The following is a 16,035-nucleotide window of genomic DNA, read 5'->3' as shown; positions in this document are numbered from 1 at the left end:
CCAATTACCGATTTCTGTCCCACTCTCTTTTTCTATAGGTTCCAGTCCGCTGAGACAAGAAGTATGCCTGCTATTTCAAGATTTTAGAAATATTTTAGAAATGCTTGATGAATACTTAATAAGTGTCCGATATACTAGGTAGTGAGGAAAGGATTTCCAAGAATAAATCAAAAAGGAGAAGTAAAACCATGGAAAATATTTTAGTTTTACAAGGGGTCAGCAAAAAGTTCGGCCAGCAGCAAGCTCTGAGCGATGTCAATCTGACCATCAAAAAGGGAGACATCTACGGTCTCATCGGTAAAAACGGGGCTGGTAAAACCACTCTGATCAAAATCATGACCCAGCTGATGCATGCCAGCAACGGAACCGTGTCTCTCTTTGGTTCCAGCAATCAGGCCGAATGGACACAAGCCCTCAAGCGAGTCGGCTCGGTCATTGAAACGCCCGTTGCCCACAACCACTTGACCGCCTACGAAAATCTCAGCTACTACTGCAAACTGCGCCAGATTCCTAATGCCGATAAGGCCATCCAAGAAACGCTCAACTATGTAGACCTGACGGACACTGGCAAGAAGAAATTTCGCGACTTCTCCCTCGGTATGAAGCAACGTTTAGGCATCGCTATCGCCCTACTATCCAAGCCAGATCTGATGATTTTAGATGAGCCTATCAACGGACTAGATCCTGTCGGCATCAAGGAATTTCGCCAGCTTGTTCAAAAGCTCAATGAAGAGCTGGGCATGACCTTTGTTATTTCCAGTCATATCCTATCCGAGCTCTATCTAGTCGCTACGCGCTTTGGTATCATCGACCAAGGACGCATGATTAAGGAAATTTCCAAGGCTGAATTTGAAGAGCAAAGCGAAGATTATATCGTCTTGAAAACGGATCATTTGGAGGAAGCCAGCCAGCTGCTCCAAGATCAATTAGGCTACCGCATCAAGGTGGTCAATGCTCTCAATGAGATCCATGTCTTTACCCATTCGCACAACATCAACAATATCGTAAAAGAGCTAGCCACAGCTGACTTAGTCATTCAAGAAATCTACTATGCACGGCAAAATCTCGAAAATTTCTTTACAGATTTACTTGATCAAAACCAGGGAGGTCTATCATGATTCAAACCATTCGCGCTGACTTTTACCGTCTCTTCCACTCCAAGGGCTTTTGGATTACCGAGTTCGTTTTACTAGCCAATATCCTGCTCGGCGTCCTCTATAAGGTTACCAGCAGATTTGGAACATCCATCTCAACGGATGGACAAAACGTCACTCAGCAAGTACCAGTAAAAATGACGGGTATCAATGCTCTTGCCCATTTCTCTGGAAATTCTGACAGTATTATATTTTTCACTCTCATTGTCGTCTGCCTCTTATTAGGTGTGGACTTGTCCCGTAAGCTTTATAAAAACAGCCTCGCTCACGGCATTTCACGGACAGAGTTCTTCTTATCTAAAACTTTGGTCTCCTTTGTTGTCGCCATCTTCCAATTCATTCTCTTGCTAGGGCTATCCTTCATCATCGCTAGCTCTATTAACGGAATTGGAACAGCTCCGACAGGTTTCTTTGGCCAATTTTTACTAACTATTCTCGTCCAACTCATTGTGACCATCGCTTGGATTGGCATCGTGTCTTTCGTCCTCTATCTCAGTCATTCTATTGCCGCGGTCTTTGTTACCTATTTTGTCGGAAGCACCCTGCTCATCTTTCCAGTCTTGCTCTATCCTCATATAGAATTGTTCCGCTATTTAACCTTACGATTTGGAATAGAGATGGCTGCAGATCCTGCTGTAGTTTTGCGAGCTAGTTTAGTCGCGATTGGCATAGCAGTCTTCTTCCTAGGCAACAGCCTCCTCATTTTCAAGAAAAAAGATCTCTAAAAGCAAACAATCAGCTAATCTTCTGACTAGCTGATTCTTTTTTATAAAGCCACAATCAATTTAAACCAATCGTCCTCTGCTTGAATACTCAAATCACCACCTAAGATTTCGACCAACTGCTGGGTGATATAAAGCCCCAGACCAGAGGATTCCTCGCTGCTGGAGAGGTTTTCAGAATAGAAACGATTGGTTAGTTTATCCAGATGCAAAATAGGCTTCTGAACCTTATTTTTGACCCCAAAAATAACCTTTTGTCCTTCTTTTTTCAGACTGATGCTGGCTACTTCTCGGCCATGTTTGAGGACATTGCTGAGCATGTTCTGGATGATTCGATCAAAGATATCACTGTCCGTTTCCAGCAGCAGATTTTCAGACAAATCCACATCTAAATCAATCCCTGCTCGCTGAAAGGCATCATAGTAGGCAAAGAGTTGCTGGGTGACCAGCTGGGATAGGTCTACTCGCTCCAACTTCGGTCGAATGGCTCCTTCCATCAAGCGACGGTATTCCATCAGAGCCTCCAAGCGTCTGGATACCATACCCAGATTATCCGCAATCTTTTGCAGCTGCTGGTCCATCTGCTCCTTATCAGCGTCTTTGAGTAGCTGTTGGGTATAGCCACTAGCAATGGTCAGCGGCGTTCGGATATCGTGGGCAATATTGCTGATGGCCATGTCCAAGGTTTTCTTTTCCTGCTGGGTCACAAAGGACATCTTATCAATTTCCTGAAAAAGCTGCTCCACCTCGTCAGTCAGAGCCACTAGACTAGGAGCTTGATCTCTCAAGGTCAAGCGAACCTGACTTCCTGTGCGACGCTTATCGCCTATCTGTCGAGTCAGACTACGAATCGTCAGATGATAACGAACGAGAAAGACTAGTAAGAACAGGATTATCAATACACATGCAATCCACCACATAGCTAATCCTCCTTAAGCCGCACGCCCAGACCCCAAATGGTCTCGATATAGTCTGTCGAACGATCCAGCTGGGCTAATTTCTTACGAAGATTGCTGAGATGGGCATTGAGCGTATTATCGCCTGGCAGATAGGTCTCCTCCCAGACCAACTCATACAGCTCCTCCTTGGTAAAAATCTTTTTAGGATGAGCCAGCAAGGTCTGGAAGATCTGAAATTCCTTTTTCCCCAGCCGCATGGACTGATCCCAAGAAGCAATTTCAAAGGTATCTGGCAGAAGGCGAATGTTTTTGATCAATGTCTCCCCAGCAGGCTTAAACTGGGACTGCTGACTGCCTCGCAGTTGGACAGTGACACGCGCCGCCACTTCGTCTAGATTAAAGGGCTTGACAATATAATCATTGGCGCCGTCCAGCAGATACTGGCTCACGAGACTCTTTTCGCTCAGAGCTGTCAGCATGACCACTGGCACCTGACTGGTCTTGCGAATTTCCCTCAGCACTTCATCACCATTTTTGCCTGGCAGCATAATATCCAGCAGGACTAGACGAATATCTTCTTCCGCAAAAATCCTCAGTCCCTCGGTCCCAGAATAAGCTGAAAACACGACATGCTCCTGCGTAAAGAGATTTTTTAAAATCTCATGAATATCATTGTTGTCTTCAATTAGTAAAAGATTGGCCATCATCATTCTCCAATAGCTTGATAAAACTAGTGTAGCAAGGATGAGCCAGCAAGTCAATCAAATATAAAAGATACAAAAGAAAATCCAACGCAGTAAACGTTGGATCTTGATGTTATTTGACAGATGCTCCGTTAGTCGCGATGACTTCCTTGTACCAGTCAAAGGATTTCTTCTTGGAGCGCTTGAGTGTTCCTTTACCTTCATTGTCCCGGTCCACATAGATAAAGCCATAGCGCTTCTTCATCTCGCCAGTACCGGCTGATACTAGGTCGATACAGCCCCAGGTCGTGTAGCCCCACAGCACCACACCGTCCTCATTGATGGCTTCCCGCATAGCCTTGACATGGGCCGCCAGGTAGTCAATCCTGTAATCATCAGCCACATAGCCATTTTCATCTGGAGTATCCACTGCACCCAGACCATTTTCCACGATAAACATGGGCTTCTGATAACGATCCCAGATGGTATTAAGCGTAATGCGCAAGCCCAGAGGATCAATCTGCCAGCCCCACTCAGAAGCTTCCAAATAAGGGTTCTTGAGAGAAGCAAAGATATTGCCCGCAGTCAGTTCATTGACCTTAGGATCGCCTGAAGCCACTCGGCTAGAGTAGTATGAGAAGGAAATGAAGTCCACCGTATGCTCCTTGAGTAGCTGCAAGTCCTCTTCTGTCATTTCGACAGTGATGTCCTCGCGCTCCCAAGCTTTCTTAGCATAGTTAGGATACTCACCACGCGCCTGCACGTCAATGAAGAAATAGTTTTCTCTATCTTCCTGCATGGCCGCCCAATAGTCAGCTGGATGAGCTGTATTGGGATAGTATTGACCCGCCGCTAGCATACAGCCGACCTTGTTTTCCGGGTCAATCTCATGAGCCAGCTTGGTGGCAATGGCTGATGCGACCAGCTCATGATGAGCTGCTTGATATTTAACCTGCTCTTCATTTTCGCCTTCTTCAAAGCAAAGCCCCGCCCCCATAAATGGTGCATGCAGAATCATATTAATCTCATTGAAGGTCAGCCAGTATTTGACCAAGCCCTTGTAGCGGGTAAAGAGAGTGCGGCAGAGACGCTCGTAAAATTCCAGCATCTTACGGCTACGCCAACCGCCATATTGCTCAATCAAGTGCATGGGACAGTCAAAGTGAGTAATGGTCACTAGGGGCTCAATGCCGTACTTGTGGCATTCCTTGAAGAGGTCTTCGTAAAATTTCAGGCCTGCTTCATTAGGCTCCAGCTCATCTCCCTTAGGGAAAATCCGGCTCCAAGCAATGGACAAACGATAGGTCTTAAAGCCCATCTCGCCAAAGAGGGCAATGTCCTCCTTGAAACGATGGTACATGTCAATGGCTTCCTTGGCTGGATAGAAATAGCCTTCCTTGAAGTCAAACATCTTTTTTTTACCCGTGATGATGGCCAGGCGGTCCTCACCAATCGGCACCACATCTACATTGGCCAGCCCGCGACCATCCGCAGCATAAGCGCCCTCACACTGGTTGGCAGCTGTCGCTCCGCCCCACAAGAAACCATCAGGAAAAGTCAGTTTTTCAGTCATATTTCTACTCGCTTTCTTATTTTGATTGTTCATTTACTTATATTATACCGCAATCTCAAAACCTTTACTTGTAAAATGATGCGAAATAGTGATACTATTCTAGTTTTTGCCAACTTGTTTTCACTCTGATTCTTTCCCCAGCTCTTTAAAATAAACTCATCTTTTCCAATGAGCACAGACATCAAACAAGGTCTTTCTGCAAACTGAGAAAAAGAAAAAAAGAAGACTGAAAAAACAGTCTCCTCCTATTCCTTTTAAATCAAGGCAGTGATTGCAGTCACCAGACCAAAAATGATACCTGGTGCATTTGCTGCTGCAAGCGGAATATCTCTTTCTTGCTTGAAAAGGCCGTAGTAGACCCAGAGACTACAGTTGATGGCCGCAACGAGTGGTTGAATGAAATTTCCTTTTTGCCCAGCTAGATTATTCATGATTTGTGGAAAATAAGACACATACATCATCACGGACATAAAAGTTGCAACCCAACCCAGTATTTTCACTTGGTTTTCAGTCATTTTCAAAACCTCTTTCATTTTTTCGTTTTATATTTTATAACGATAAACCAAAACAATCAAGTATTTTATTGCTTTGTTATGAAGATGTAAACTATCACAATCTTGTGATAAGGATAAAACCAAGCAAAAAGACCGGATTGCTCCGATCTTTTCAAGTTCCTCTCTAAGAAAATCAAAGAATAAACAAGGCGGAACCAAGTTTGATGGCAAATCTTTGCTCATCAAACTACGAAAAATCCTTTGGGACTTTTTCTAGGCTCCGCACTAGATTCCATCATTGAAAATTAAGGTTTCAATGATGGAATCGTCGGAAGTAAACCTCCGAATGAAGTCTACAAATTTAAAATTTGATTTTCGACGAGAGGAATTATTTGATTACGCGTGATTGCAAACCTTCTTCTTCCAAGAAGAGACGGAATGGTACAAGCTCTTCAGCTTCGTATTTTTCCTTGAAGGCTTTGATCGCTTCTTCTGAGTGAAGTTTTGGATCGAGTTCAAGTACTTCTACTGGAAGTGGACGGTGTTGCGTGATGCGAGCATCAATGACAACAGTTTTACCTTCTTTGTTGAGTTTTACAGCTTCTGCAACGACTGCGTCGATGTCTTCGATACGGTTTACTGTAAATCCAACAGCACCTTGTGCTTCAGCGATTTTCGCATAGTCAGCGTTGACAAAGTCTACACCAAACAAGTGTTTGTTTGTGTCTTCGTATTTGTTCTTGATGAAGGCATACTCAGCATTTGAGAAGACAACGTTGATAACTGGAAGGTTGTATTGAACGTTCGTGATCACGTCTGGGTAGCACATGTTGAATGCACCGTCACCCATGATGTTCCATACTTGGCGATCTGGATTGTCTTTCTTAGCAGCAATACCACCAGGAAGGGCGATACCCATTGTCGCAAAGAGTGGAGATGTACGCCACATGTTCTTAGGTGTCATGTGAAGGTGACGAGTTGATGTTTGAGTAGAGTTACCTACATCGATTGAGTAGATAGCGTCTTGGTCAGCATGTTTGTTAATGGCATTGTAAACTTGGTACAATTGCAATTCACCCTCAGTTTTACCTTCAAGTTTGTTCATGTAATCACGCCAGTTTTGGTTGTTCTTAACGTTTGCACGCCACCATGGAGTAGACTCAACTGCGTCTACCTTATCAAGAATCGCTTTAGCCGCTTGACCTGCATCACCAAGGATAGAAGCGTCAAGGGCATGGCGTTTACCAAGTTTGTAAGGGTCGATATCTACTTGAATGAATTTTTCAGTATTCTTGAAGGCTTCGTAAACTTCAGCAAATGGGAAGTTTGAACCAAGGAAAAGAACTGTATCTGCTTCAAAGACCACTTCGTTGGCTGGTTTCCAACCAACACGGTAAGCAGAACCTGTCAAACCTTCGTAGTTCCACTCAAAAGCTTCAAAGTTTTTACCAGTTGTGATGATTGGTGCTTTGATTTTACGTGACAATTCTGTAATCACTTCACCGGCTTTGACACCACCAAATCCAGCATAGATAACTGGGCGCTCAGCCTTGTTCAAAATTTCAACAGCTTTGTCGATTTCAGTTTCGTTCAAAGCAGGAGCGATGAATGAACGCTCGTAAGAACCTGATCCGTAGTATGAGTTTTCGTCGATTTCTTGGAAACCGAAGTTTACTGGAATTTCAACAACAGCTGGTCCTTTTTTAGATACTGCAGCACGGCAAGCTTCGTCGATTACTTTTGGCAATTGCTCAGCGTAAGCTACACGTTTGTTGTAAACTGCGATACCATGGTATATTGGGTTTTGGTTTAGCTCTTGGAAAGCATCCATGTTGAGTTCGTTGACTGGACGTGATCCAAGGATAGCAAGGAATGGAGTGTTGTCCATAGCTGCATCGTAAACACCGTTAATCAAGTGAGTCGCACCTGGACCACCTGAACCAACTGCAACCCCGATTGAGCCGCCGAATTTAGCTTGCATCACCGCTGCAAGAGCACCAGTTTCTTCGTGGCGAACTTGCAAGAAACGGATGTCTTTGTCTTCAGCTAAAGCATCCATGAGCGAGCTGAGTGTTCCTGATGGGATACCGTAGATAGTGTCTACGCCCCATGTTTTCAATACATTAAGCATTGCTGCAGAAGCAGTAATTTTCCCTTGAGTCATGATAACTCCCCTTCAAAAATTTTAATGATTCATTGAAAACTTTCAGACAATATAATGAAAACGTTTCAACAAACCTTACTATATCAATTTATCATCTTTTGATAGTCCTGTATAAGAATATGCTCAATAAAGCTTGATAACTATTACATAACAAAAATAAGATTTTTCTGATTTTTCTAATGTATTTTATAATAGATTTCAGAAAAGGCTTAAAATGGACATTAGCTGCAGCACTTCCGCGCTTTAAAATAATAGTGCTAGCCAGAACAAGCTAGAAATTTGCTTGTAAAAAATGTTATAATAGCGCTAGATAACTTGAAGAAATCATGAAATTATAGGTGAAAATATGCTAAGAGAAGCGACTCCAAATGAATTGGAAGAATTACTACATTTATACCTCTCCTTACACGAGACTGCCATCCCAGAAAAGAATCCTGCTTTACAAAAAGTGTGGCAACGGATGATAGACGATCCAGATCATCATATTATTGTCAAGACAGTTGATGAGAGAATTGTTTCCTCTTGTATTTGTGTCGTGATACCTAATCTCACAAGAGGGCTACGCCCCTATGCCTTGATAGAAAATGTCGTCACCCATCACGATTTTAGAGGCAGAGGCTATGCTACTGAATGTCTTGATTTTGCTAAGAAAATAGCGACTGAAACAAATTGCTACAAAATGATGCTACTAACGAGCTCCAAGCAAGAAAGCACTTGGAATTTTTATAAACACGCCGGATACAATAACCAAGATAAAACTGCCTTTATCCAATGGTTAGAATAAGGCAGCCATGAGCGTCTAAAGAAATCGAGTAGGGAGGATTTTCTCCTCCCTCTCACACCACGGAGCGTGCCGTTCGGCACTCCGCGGTTCAATTCAAATAATAATCTAAACAACTAATTAGTCCTCGCTTTGCGAGGATTTCTTTTGTTATCTTGCGAAGTCCCGCTGTTTTGGCTACCGCCTGATAATGGTCTGTAAATCCTACGGATTGTCTCGCCATCCATTCTGGTACACCAAGCTTTCTTAGTCCCCACATCCTTTTCTTGCTAGTTTTCCATTGTTTCCATATAACTATTCTCATACGATTACGAAGATGTTCGTCTATTTTAGTCATATTTTGTTTCATCTTTCCTATTCTAAAATAGTTTATCCATCCTCTTATCACCTGATTTAGTCTCAGTATCCTGTAGTCCATAGACACTGACCACGAACGATATGTTAGTTTCTTGAGCTTTCTCTTGAATCTGTTTATTGAGTCTTTATGTGGTCTGGCTTCCCATTTTCCATTCATTTTCACAAAGCCAAATCCTAGGTACTTGAGCCTTGTTGGTTTTGTGACTTTGGATTTAGTAGCATTTACCTTAAGACTTAGCTTCCTCTCTATCCACGATGTGACCGTATGCATCACTCTATTTGCAGCTGCACTGCTTGCAACGGTTATTATACAGTCATCTGCATATCTAACAAAGTGCAAGCCTCGTGCTTCTAACTCTTTGTCTAGTTCATTGAGCATTATGTTACTAAGCAAAGGGGATAAGTTACCTCCTTGCGGAGTTCCTATAGTGGTTTCTTCATATTTCCCTTTTACCATAACTCCTGCTCTTAGATACTTAGTTACAAGAGATATTACATCTGGGTCTTTCACCGTTTTGCCTACCAGGTACATAAGTTTATCCTGTGGTACGTTATCAAAGAACTTTTCTAGGTCAATATCCACTATGTATGTGTATCCATCATTTAGATATTCTAGTAGCTCTACTATTGCTTGTTGTGGTCTTCTACCTGGTCTAAATCCATAACTATGTTCACTAAATTGTGGCTCAAACATTGGTGTTAGAACTTGGGCAATTGCTTGTTCTATGATTCTGTCTACTACTGTTGGAATTCCAAGATTTCGTACTCCACCGTTTGGTTTTGGTATTTCTACTCTGAGTACTGGTTGTGGTTTATATTTCCTTTTCAGGATTTTCGTTTTGATATCTATCCAGTTTTCTTTGAGGTATTTGTTAACATCTTCGATGCTTATACCATCTATGCCTCCGGCACCCTTATTGGCTTTTACCTTTTTGTATGCCATTTTCATATTTTCTCTGGATAATATTTGATTCATTAGTTGTCCCATAGATTGTCTCACTTTCCTAATTTTCTTTTGTACATATTAGCCCTAACTCCTGTGAAATCTTCACTCCGTTACGTCTTTGCTACTATATTTCTCGTCGGGCTTATATACTCAGTTTGATTAAGTCACTTTGACTTTTAGAATTGTTCAGCCCTTCGCTCCATTTCCATTACAGAAACTTCTCCACTACTATGGCTTCTGCTGACTTCTCACAGTTCGTTGTTACTAGGTTTTCCCTCTGTGAGACCTCACGGGATAAGTCGTCAGTCTTTCCTCGTCTACCTGCCTAATTTACTTACATAAGTTACGTTTGCCTTTTGGACTTTGTGACTTATAGCCCACTCATCCTTTATGTAAGCCTTGATATTAGGTTTCTGTACGTCAGGCTACGATTTTGCTATTGTTTCTTCTCGCCATCACCTCACGGTGATAACCTTGCAAGTTGCTATGAGGTTCGTCGGCAACTACGCCCTACGTGGACTTTCACCACAGACTGACGGCATGCCCGTCATACTATAGAAAAACGAGTGTGACAACAAAATCACACTCGTTTTAAAATATCTGGATTAACCGATGGAAATATACCGCCTGTTTCCGCTATAAGAGAGAGAGGAAATCCATCTCATACCATCTGCATCAAGTACTCGATCGTAATGAACCGATTCCCCAGCTGTGTAATAAGCCAATTCTGAACTGGACTGCTTGGGTTCTGCTTTGATAGAGGAGCGTTTGGTGAAATAGTAAGTTCCCTGAGCAGGAAGACTTGGTTTGCTTTGGGAGGGATTTGATGGAGGCGTCGCATAATTCCCGCCTTTAAAGCCATAATATTCTTCCAAACTTAAACCAGAATGATAAATGTCCGGAGCTTCTTGACCAATATAGCGAATATGCCAAGCTTCAGGCATATAGCCTGTCGAAGCTTCCTTACCAGGCTGATAGCGAACGACAAAGCCATATCGATGGGCATTATTTTTTAGCCAAGTGCTTGCTGCGGTATCTTCCAACAGATTGCCAGACTTATCTGTCAAGTCAAAAACGAGACCTGTTTGGTGCTCACTATAGCCAGGACGGGCAGAATAGCGGTCCGCTGCGGCTTGACCATCCGTATTTACATAATGTTGGTACAAGTTTCTTTGGTAGTCATAAGATCTGAAGCTGCTGTAGCCATAGCCAACATTATAACCTTGCGCTATCATGTCATTTCTCAGACGGACAAAAGCTTCCTTGGCAGTTGGATTTTCACCAGGATTATAGTTTGAAGCTAGTGGATGTTTTTTATTTGCAATGACAATCTCATTATATTTCCCCTGAACATAGTAATAAGAGCCATTATAGCGAACTTTCTTTATAAAGGCTGCATCTATATTTGCTGTCGTCTTGGTGCCAGATAAGATCGTCCTGACCCTTGGCACTAGACCAGGTCGGAAGTTTTACTTCCTTTATGCCATAGCCATTCTCGACTTCAGAAACCACCACTTCAAAAGTGCCCGTCTGTTGATTGTTGTTCTGGATGGTCAACTTGCCCTTTGGAGCTGCCAGAGAAACTGTCGTCTTGGTACCGCCTACGCCGACCAGCTGATTGTCTGCCAGTAGATAATAAAGGTGGATATTGTACTCGCCCGTGGAATACTTATGATCACGGGCAGCGACGCTGATCTTATAGGTCCCATCTACTTGTTTTTTAGCATCATACCAGATGATATCATCCTGCCCATTAACACTGGACCAAGTGGGCAGGGCTACTTTTTTGATGGGCTTAGGAGCTGAGATATTGGTTACATGCACATCGAAGCTACTAGCATTTGAATCTACATTTGTAATAGTGAGGGTGCCTTGGGGAGTGTCGCTTATAGGATTCTGAGGCTCTGCTTGACTTAATTTTTCAATCGCAGCATAGCGCCGAATACCACTGTAAGATTTGTAACTAATCCATTGGTAACCATCCGTAGTCAAAACTCTGTCATAAAACACCTTATCTCCAGCATTTACATAGAATTGAGTCGGTGCAGTCGCTTTAGGCTCATTTTTTACTTCTGTCCGTTTTGTATAGGTATATTGTCCTTGACTTGGTAAGCTTTGCTTCGGTATCTGCTGTTCTTCACTACTTGTAGTTCCTGCAGCCGCAACCATACGAACAGTCGTATCAACCGCAACAGGGCTACTTTCTTTTTCGTCCGCTGCTCTTGTTGCTTCAGTCTCCGGTCTAGCAGATGGAGTTGATGTGTCCGCTGCACCCTCGCTCATTGTGGAAGGATTTTCTGCTTGCATCGGTAAATCTGAAGTTGAAACTGACGATTCAGACTTTTCTTTTTCTGTTGCGACCACTTCTTCTTTTTGCTCTGTCACATCTTGAACTACTGTGAGTTGGTTGGCTGCCTCTTCTCCTTTCGTGCTATCAAGGCTCTGATTTGCTATTTCTACTGGATTAGCAGCCAGACTATCTGCAAATGCAGGCCGCCCCGTCAAAAAGAGGATACAACCAATCAAAACGGAAGCTGCACCAAATGAATATTTCCGTATGGAGAAGCGTTGTAGTTCACGACCAAACATCCTGTGTTTCATAATCCTATCCTGCTTTCTAATAAATCTTCACTTATATTTTATACCTTTCAAAACCATTCTCCAACACACAACTGTAACATTTGTAATCTTTTCGTAACATTTAGCGCGCTTTTTATATAGGTATCTAAAACGCTCCAATCTTCATTCAGACTGGAGCGTTTTTTTGCTAATATGAAAATCATTTTTCCTAAGAGCACTTAGAGATAGGGTTGGAGGGCTTTTGATAACCTTGCATAGCCGGCGATTGTCAAATGCAAGCCATCTGTGGTAAATTCCTCGCGCAATTGGCCACTTTCATCCAAGAAAGTATCATAAAGGTCGATAAACTGGACATTCGTATAGATACTTGCTAGGTCTCGGTAAGCACGATTGAGGGCTCGAATCTTCTCGTTCGTTCGGATGTAAACCGTCCCTTTATACTGTTCCTTCTCATTCACAGGAAGAACTGACAAAAGCTGGAGCTGGGTCAAAGGATAGTCCCTTGCCAAACTTTGAATAATGCCCTCCAAGTTAGCCAAAGTCTCTTCTTGAGGTATTTCTTTACCGAGATCATTGGTTCCGATCAGGAGAAAGACCTTATCCAGAGCCTGCCCAAAAAGATGGGCATCCAGATGTTCAAGCAGTTGGTCTGTTTTATAGCCACGAATCCCTCGGTTGAGCAGCGTTTTAGGACTTTGTAGCAACTCATTCAGAGGATAGTATTCCACAATCGAATCACCGATAAAAATAATCGCTGGCTCTTTTACCGCAAGCTGATTCAAGTCCCGATAATTTTTCTGAATCTTTGCCTGCTCATTTAAGAGCCACTGTTCTAATAGTTGAACTGCCATTTAAACTCCTTTTTCTAAGTATTGCTCAATCACCTGCAAAACCCCGGCTTCTGTATTGGCTGGTGCCAAGCGACTGGCAATGCGCTTAATCTTCTCATCTCCATTTGCCATGGCGTAGGAGAAATCCGCCAATTCCAGCATTTCCAAATCATTTTCGCTGTCGCCAAAAGCCATGATTTCCTTACTTCCGATTTGCCACCGGTTCATGAGCTGACGAAGCCCCCAAGCCTTATGGACGCCTTCTTGGATAATATCAATCGCGCCGTAACCACTGGTCACCGCACTCAATCGTCCAGAGAAGTCTTTGTTGATTTGTTGCGTGATTTCTGTTGCTTTCGCTTCATCCACCATAATACTCATCTTCAGCACTTCTTCAAAATGGTGATTTTGCAGACTGGGCATGAAATTCATCTGTTTATAAAAATGACGAGCCATCTCATCTGTCATAACCTTGTTTATCATAGGGAAATCTGTGCCGTCCTGAACAAAACCACCCTTTGTAGATGTCACAACTAAATGAACATCTCGTTCTCGGCCATGGAAATAATCCAGTGTGTCCGCAATCAAATCAGACTGCCAGAAGGTCCCCATCATCATTTCATTCTTTTCAAAGATTCTGGCTCCATTGGCGACAATCAGGGTCATACGCTCTGTCAAATCACCCAATAATAGACGCATTCGTTGGATTTCATTGCCTGTTGCAACGACAAACTTGATGTCTCGCTCCTCCAGCTGATCCAAAACAGCTGTTAGACGTGGCAAGTCCAGCTCCCCTCTCGCATCCAAAAGCGTGCCGTCCATATCCGTAGCAATCATTTTAATGGTCATATTTTTACCTCAAGCAAGTCTTGCTCTTTCTGTCATAATCCTTTAAACTTTATAGGCTGTTTCATACGTCAGCTTCTCTTATCTAGGCTATTAAAATGCAGGAAAATCCCTGTTTATTCACAGTCCCACAGCTTATTTGCCAATCTAATGATTATTGTTTACTAATCCAATCTTCCATTTTTTGCTTTGTTTAGACTTCATTATACTACTTAGAAAGTTGAAAATAAAGCCATACGAAGCTATTTTGATAATAGAAAATCAGGTTGCCCAGCCCCTGACTAGAAAACAAAAAAGATTGAAGAGACATTCGTTAGAATAATTTCTTCAATCCAAACCTAGTCACTAGACAAGGTCTATTTTATAAGGAGCTCTAATTAGAAACAGAACTCACAGCTGTTATGTTTCAAACTGTCAGTTCAATTTGGTTGCCTTCAAAAGCTTGGATACAGCTTTCATAATAACCATCACCTGTCACTCTAGGGCCGCTCAGAACAGGATAACCACCTTTTTCCAAACGGACTGTCAGTTGGTCTACCGCCTCAGGACTGCCCAGGCTGAAGGCCAGATGGTGGTAACCTGTGAAAAGCAGGTCATGGCTGCCGTCTGTCAAATCCTCATTCCGCGTCATAATTTCCAAGCGCGCTCCTTCGTCAAAGGTCAGAAAATAGGACTGAAAGCCTGTTCTCTGGTTATGGTAAAGGGCATTGCTCTTAGCTGCAAAATAAGTTTCAAAAAAGTGTCGAGCTGCTTCCAAATCACGGACATAAAGGGCTGCATGTTCAATCTTCATAGAGGCTGCCTCCGTTGCTTGCGATGACTTCTTTGTACCAGTCAAAGGATTTTTTCTTGTAACGAGCTAGACTACCAGTGCCGTCATCATTGCGGTCAACGTAGATAAAGCCATAGCGCTTGCTCATTTCCGCCGTAGAGGCAGATACCAGGTCAATACAGCCCCAAGTTGTGTAACCTAGCAATTCTACGCCATCTTCCAACGCTTCTCCTACCTGCTGCAAATGCTGTTTGAGATAATCAATGCGGTAGTCATCTTCAACCGTTGGGCCATTTGGACCATCCACCAAGACATCCTTGGCTCCAAGGCCGTTTTCCACAATGAAGAGAGGTAGCTGATAGCGGTCATAGAAGCTATTTAGCACCAAGCGCAGACCGACTGGGTCAATCTGCCAGCCCCATTCTGAGCTAGCCAGATGAGGATTCATGATGCCGCCTAAAAGATTGCCTCGGCCAGAAGAATAATTTTCTGGATCATGGGCTGCAACCACACTCATGTAGTAAGAGAAAGAAATAAAGTCTACAGTGTTTTCAGCTAAAAGCTCTTTGTCGCCTGGCGCAAACTGAATCTCAATGCCATTCTCTTTGAAGAAACGATTGATATAGGCTGGGTATTTTCCACGCGCATGGATATCAGAGAAGAGGTAGTTTTGATTTTCAAATTCACGCGCCGCCAGCACATCTTCTGGCTTGGGTGTCATGGGATAGGCCGGCATAGCCAGGACCATACAGCCAATCTTGAAATCCGGATTGATTTCATGACCGATCTTAGTTGCCAAAGCAGAAGCCACCAGCTCATGATGGACCGCTTGATAGAGGTCCTGCTTGGACAGCTCATCAAACGGAGTCGCAATGCCACCACTCATAAAGGGGGCATGAAGGACTGAGTTGATTTCATTAAAGGTCAGCCAATACTTGACCTTATCCTTGTATCGGGTAAAGACCGTGCGAACATAACGCTCATAAAAATCAATCAAATCGCGGTTAGCCCAGCCATTGTACTGACGCGCCAAGTGCAGCGGCGTTTCATAGTGAGACAGGGTAATCAGTGGCTCAATGCCATACTTAGCCAGCTCATCAAAGAGATCGTCATAGAACTGCAGACCGGCTTCATTGGGCTCCAGCTCGTCCCCATTTGGGAAAATTCGAGACCAGGCAATGGAAGTCCGATAAACCTTGAAGCCCATCTCCGCAAAGAGGGCAATATCCTCCTT

The 16,035-nt window shown here is 43.2% G+C and carries 13 protein-coding genes and 2 pseudogenes; 3 read left to right on the top strand and 12 right to left on the bottom strand.

Annotated elements, in window-relative coordinates; genetic code table 11:
• Nucleotides 1–188: 188 nt before the first annotated feature.
• Both STRDD04_RS06000 and STRDD04_RS05995 read left to right on the top strand, forming a co-directional pair.
• Nucleotides 189–1,118, top strand: a complete 930-nt coding sequence (locus STRDD04_RS06000; RefSeq protein WP_062200239.1) for an ATP-binding cassette domain-containing protein — start codon at nucleotides 189–191, stop codon at nucleotides 1,116–1,118.
• Nucleotides 1,115–1,879, top strand: a complete 765-nt coding sequence (locus STRDD04_RS05995; protein WP_062200236.1) for a lantibiotic ABC transporter permease — start codon at nucleotides 1,115–1,117, stop codon at nucleotides 1,877–1,879. The genes STRDD04_RS06000 and STRDD04_RS05995 overlap by 4 nt, the downstream gene beginning before the upstream one ends.
• Nucleotides 1,880–1,920: 41 nt before the next feature.
• Here the strand turns inward: STRDD04_RS05995 and STRDD04_RS05990 are convergent, their stop codons facing one another.
• The 5 genes from STRDD04_RS05990 to spxB form a co-directional block, all read right to left on the bottom strand.
• Nucleotides 1,921–2,796 (bottom strand): sensor histidine kinase, encoded by an 876-nt coding sequence (locus STRDD04_RS05990; RefSeq protein WP_062200233.1) that lies wholly within the window; start codon nucleotides 2,794–2,796, stop codon nucleotides 1,921–1,923.
• A gap of 2 nt (nucleotides 2,797–2,798) precedes the next feature.
• A complete protein-coding gene (locus STRDD04_RS05985; RefSeq protein ID WP_062200231.1) occupies nucleotides 2,799–3,479 on the bottom strand; it encodes a response regulator transcription factor in 681 nt (226 codons plus the stop codon).
• Nucleotides 3,480–3,591: 112 nt separating this feature from the next.
• Nucleotides 3,592–5,031, bottom strand: coding sequence for a 6-phospho-beta-glucosidase (locus STRDD04_RS05980; protein ID WP_062200592.1), 1,440 nt, complete (start codon nucleotides 5,029–5,031; stop codon nucleotides 3,592–3,594).
• Between the two features lie 254 nt (nucleotides 5,032–5,285).
• Nucleotides 5,286–5,546, bottom strand: a complete 261-nt coding sequence (locus STRDD04_RS05975; protein ID WP_003026359.1) for a SemiSWEET family transporter — start codon at nucleotides 5,544–5,546, stop codon at nucleotides 5,286–5,288.
• A 367-nt stretch (nucleotides 5,547–5,913) separates the two neighbouring features.
• A complete protein-coding gene (gene spxB / locus STRDD04_RS05970) occupies nucleotides 5,914–7,689 on the bottom strand; it encodes a pyruvate oxidase (RefSeq protein WP_062200228.1) in 1,776 nt (591 codons plus the stop codon).
• Nucleotides 7,690–8,035: 346 nt separating this feature from the next.
• On the opposite strand from spxB, the gene STRDD04_RS05965 reads away from it, so the two are divergent.
• Nucleotides 8,036–8,473, top strand: a complete 438-nt coding sequence (locus STRDD04_RS05965) for a GNAT family N-acetyltransferase (protein WP_062200225.1) — start codon at nucleotides 8,036–8,038, stop codon at nucleotides 8,471–8,473.
• An 88-nt stretch (nucleotides 8,474–8,561) separates the two neighbouring features.
• Here STRDD04_RS05965 and ltrA read toward each other — a convergent pair whose 3' ends face one another.
• The 7 genes and pseudogenes from ltrA to STRDD04_RS05930 all read right to left on the bottom strand — a co-directional run.
• Nucleotides 8,562–9,815, bottom strand: coding sequence for a group II intron reverse transcriptase/maturase (gene ltrA / locus STRDD04_RS05960; protein WP_062200222.1), 1,254 nt, complete (start codon nucleotides 9,813–9,815; stop codon nucleotides 8,562–8,564).
• 563 nt (nucleotides 9,816–10,378) lie between these two features.
• Nucleotides 10,379–11,894 (bottom strand): annotated as a pseudogene (gene ldcB, locus STRDD04_RS11700) (LD-carboxypeptidase LdcB/DacB); the annotation flags it as partial.
• Nucleotides 11,895–12,274: 380 nt separating this feature from the next.
• A pseudogene (locus STRDD04_RS11695) lies at nucleotides 12,275–12,374 on the bottom strand (YSIRK-type signal peptide-containing protein); the annotation flags it as partial.
• Nucleotides 12,375–12,571: 197 nt separating this feature from the next.
• Complete coding sequence (locus STRDD04_RS05945; RefSeq protein WP_062200213.1) at nucleotides 12,572–13,204, bottom strand: SGNH/GDSL hydrolase family protein; 633 nt, start codon at nucleotides 13,202–13,204, stop codon at nucleotides 12,572–12,574.
• Nucleotides 13,205–14,032, bottom strand: a complete 828-nt coding sequence (locus STRDD04_RS05940) for a Cof-type HAD-IIB family hydrolase (RefSeq protein ID WP_062200210.1) — start codon at nucleotides 14,030–14,032, stop codon at nucleotides 13,205–13,207.
• A 403-nt stretch (nucleotides 14,033–14,435) separates the two neighbouring features.
• Complete coding sequence (locus tag STRDD04_RS05935; protein ID WP_062200207.1) at nucleotides 14,436–14,822, bottom strand: VOC family protein; 387 nt, start codon at nucleotides 14,820–14,822, stop codon at nucleotides 14,436–14,438.
• Nucleotides 14,812–16,035, bottom strand: a 1,224-nt coding sequence (locus STRDD04_RS05930; RefSeq protein ID WP_062200206.1) for a glycoside hydrolase family 1 protein, incomplete at its 5' end; no start/stop codon positions are given. The genes STRDD04_RS05935 and STRDD04_RS05930, both read right to left, overlap by 11 nt.

Source organism: Streptococcus sp. DD04 (assembly GCF_001578725.1).
Taxonomy (GTDB): Bacteria; Bacillota; Bacilli; order Lactobacillales; family Streptococcaceae; genus Streptococcus; species Streptococcus sinensis.
Note: the sequence above shows the minus strand (reverse complement) of the source record. Positions and strands in the feature narration are given on the sequence as shown.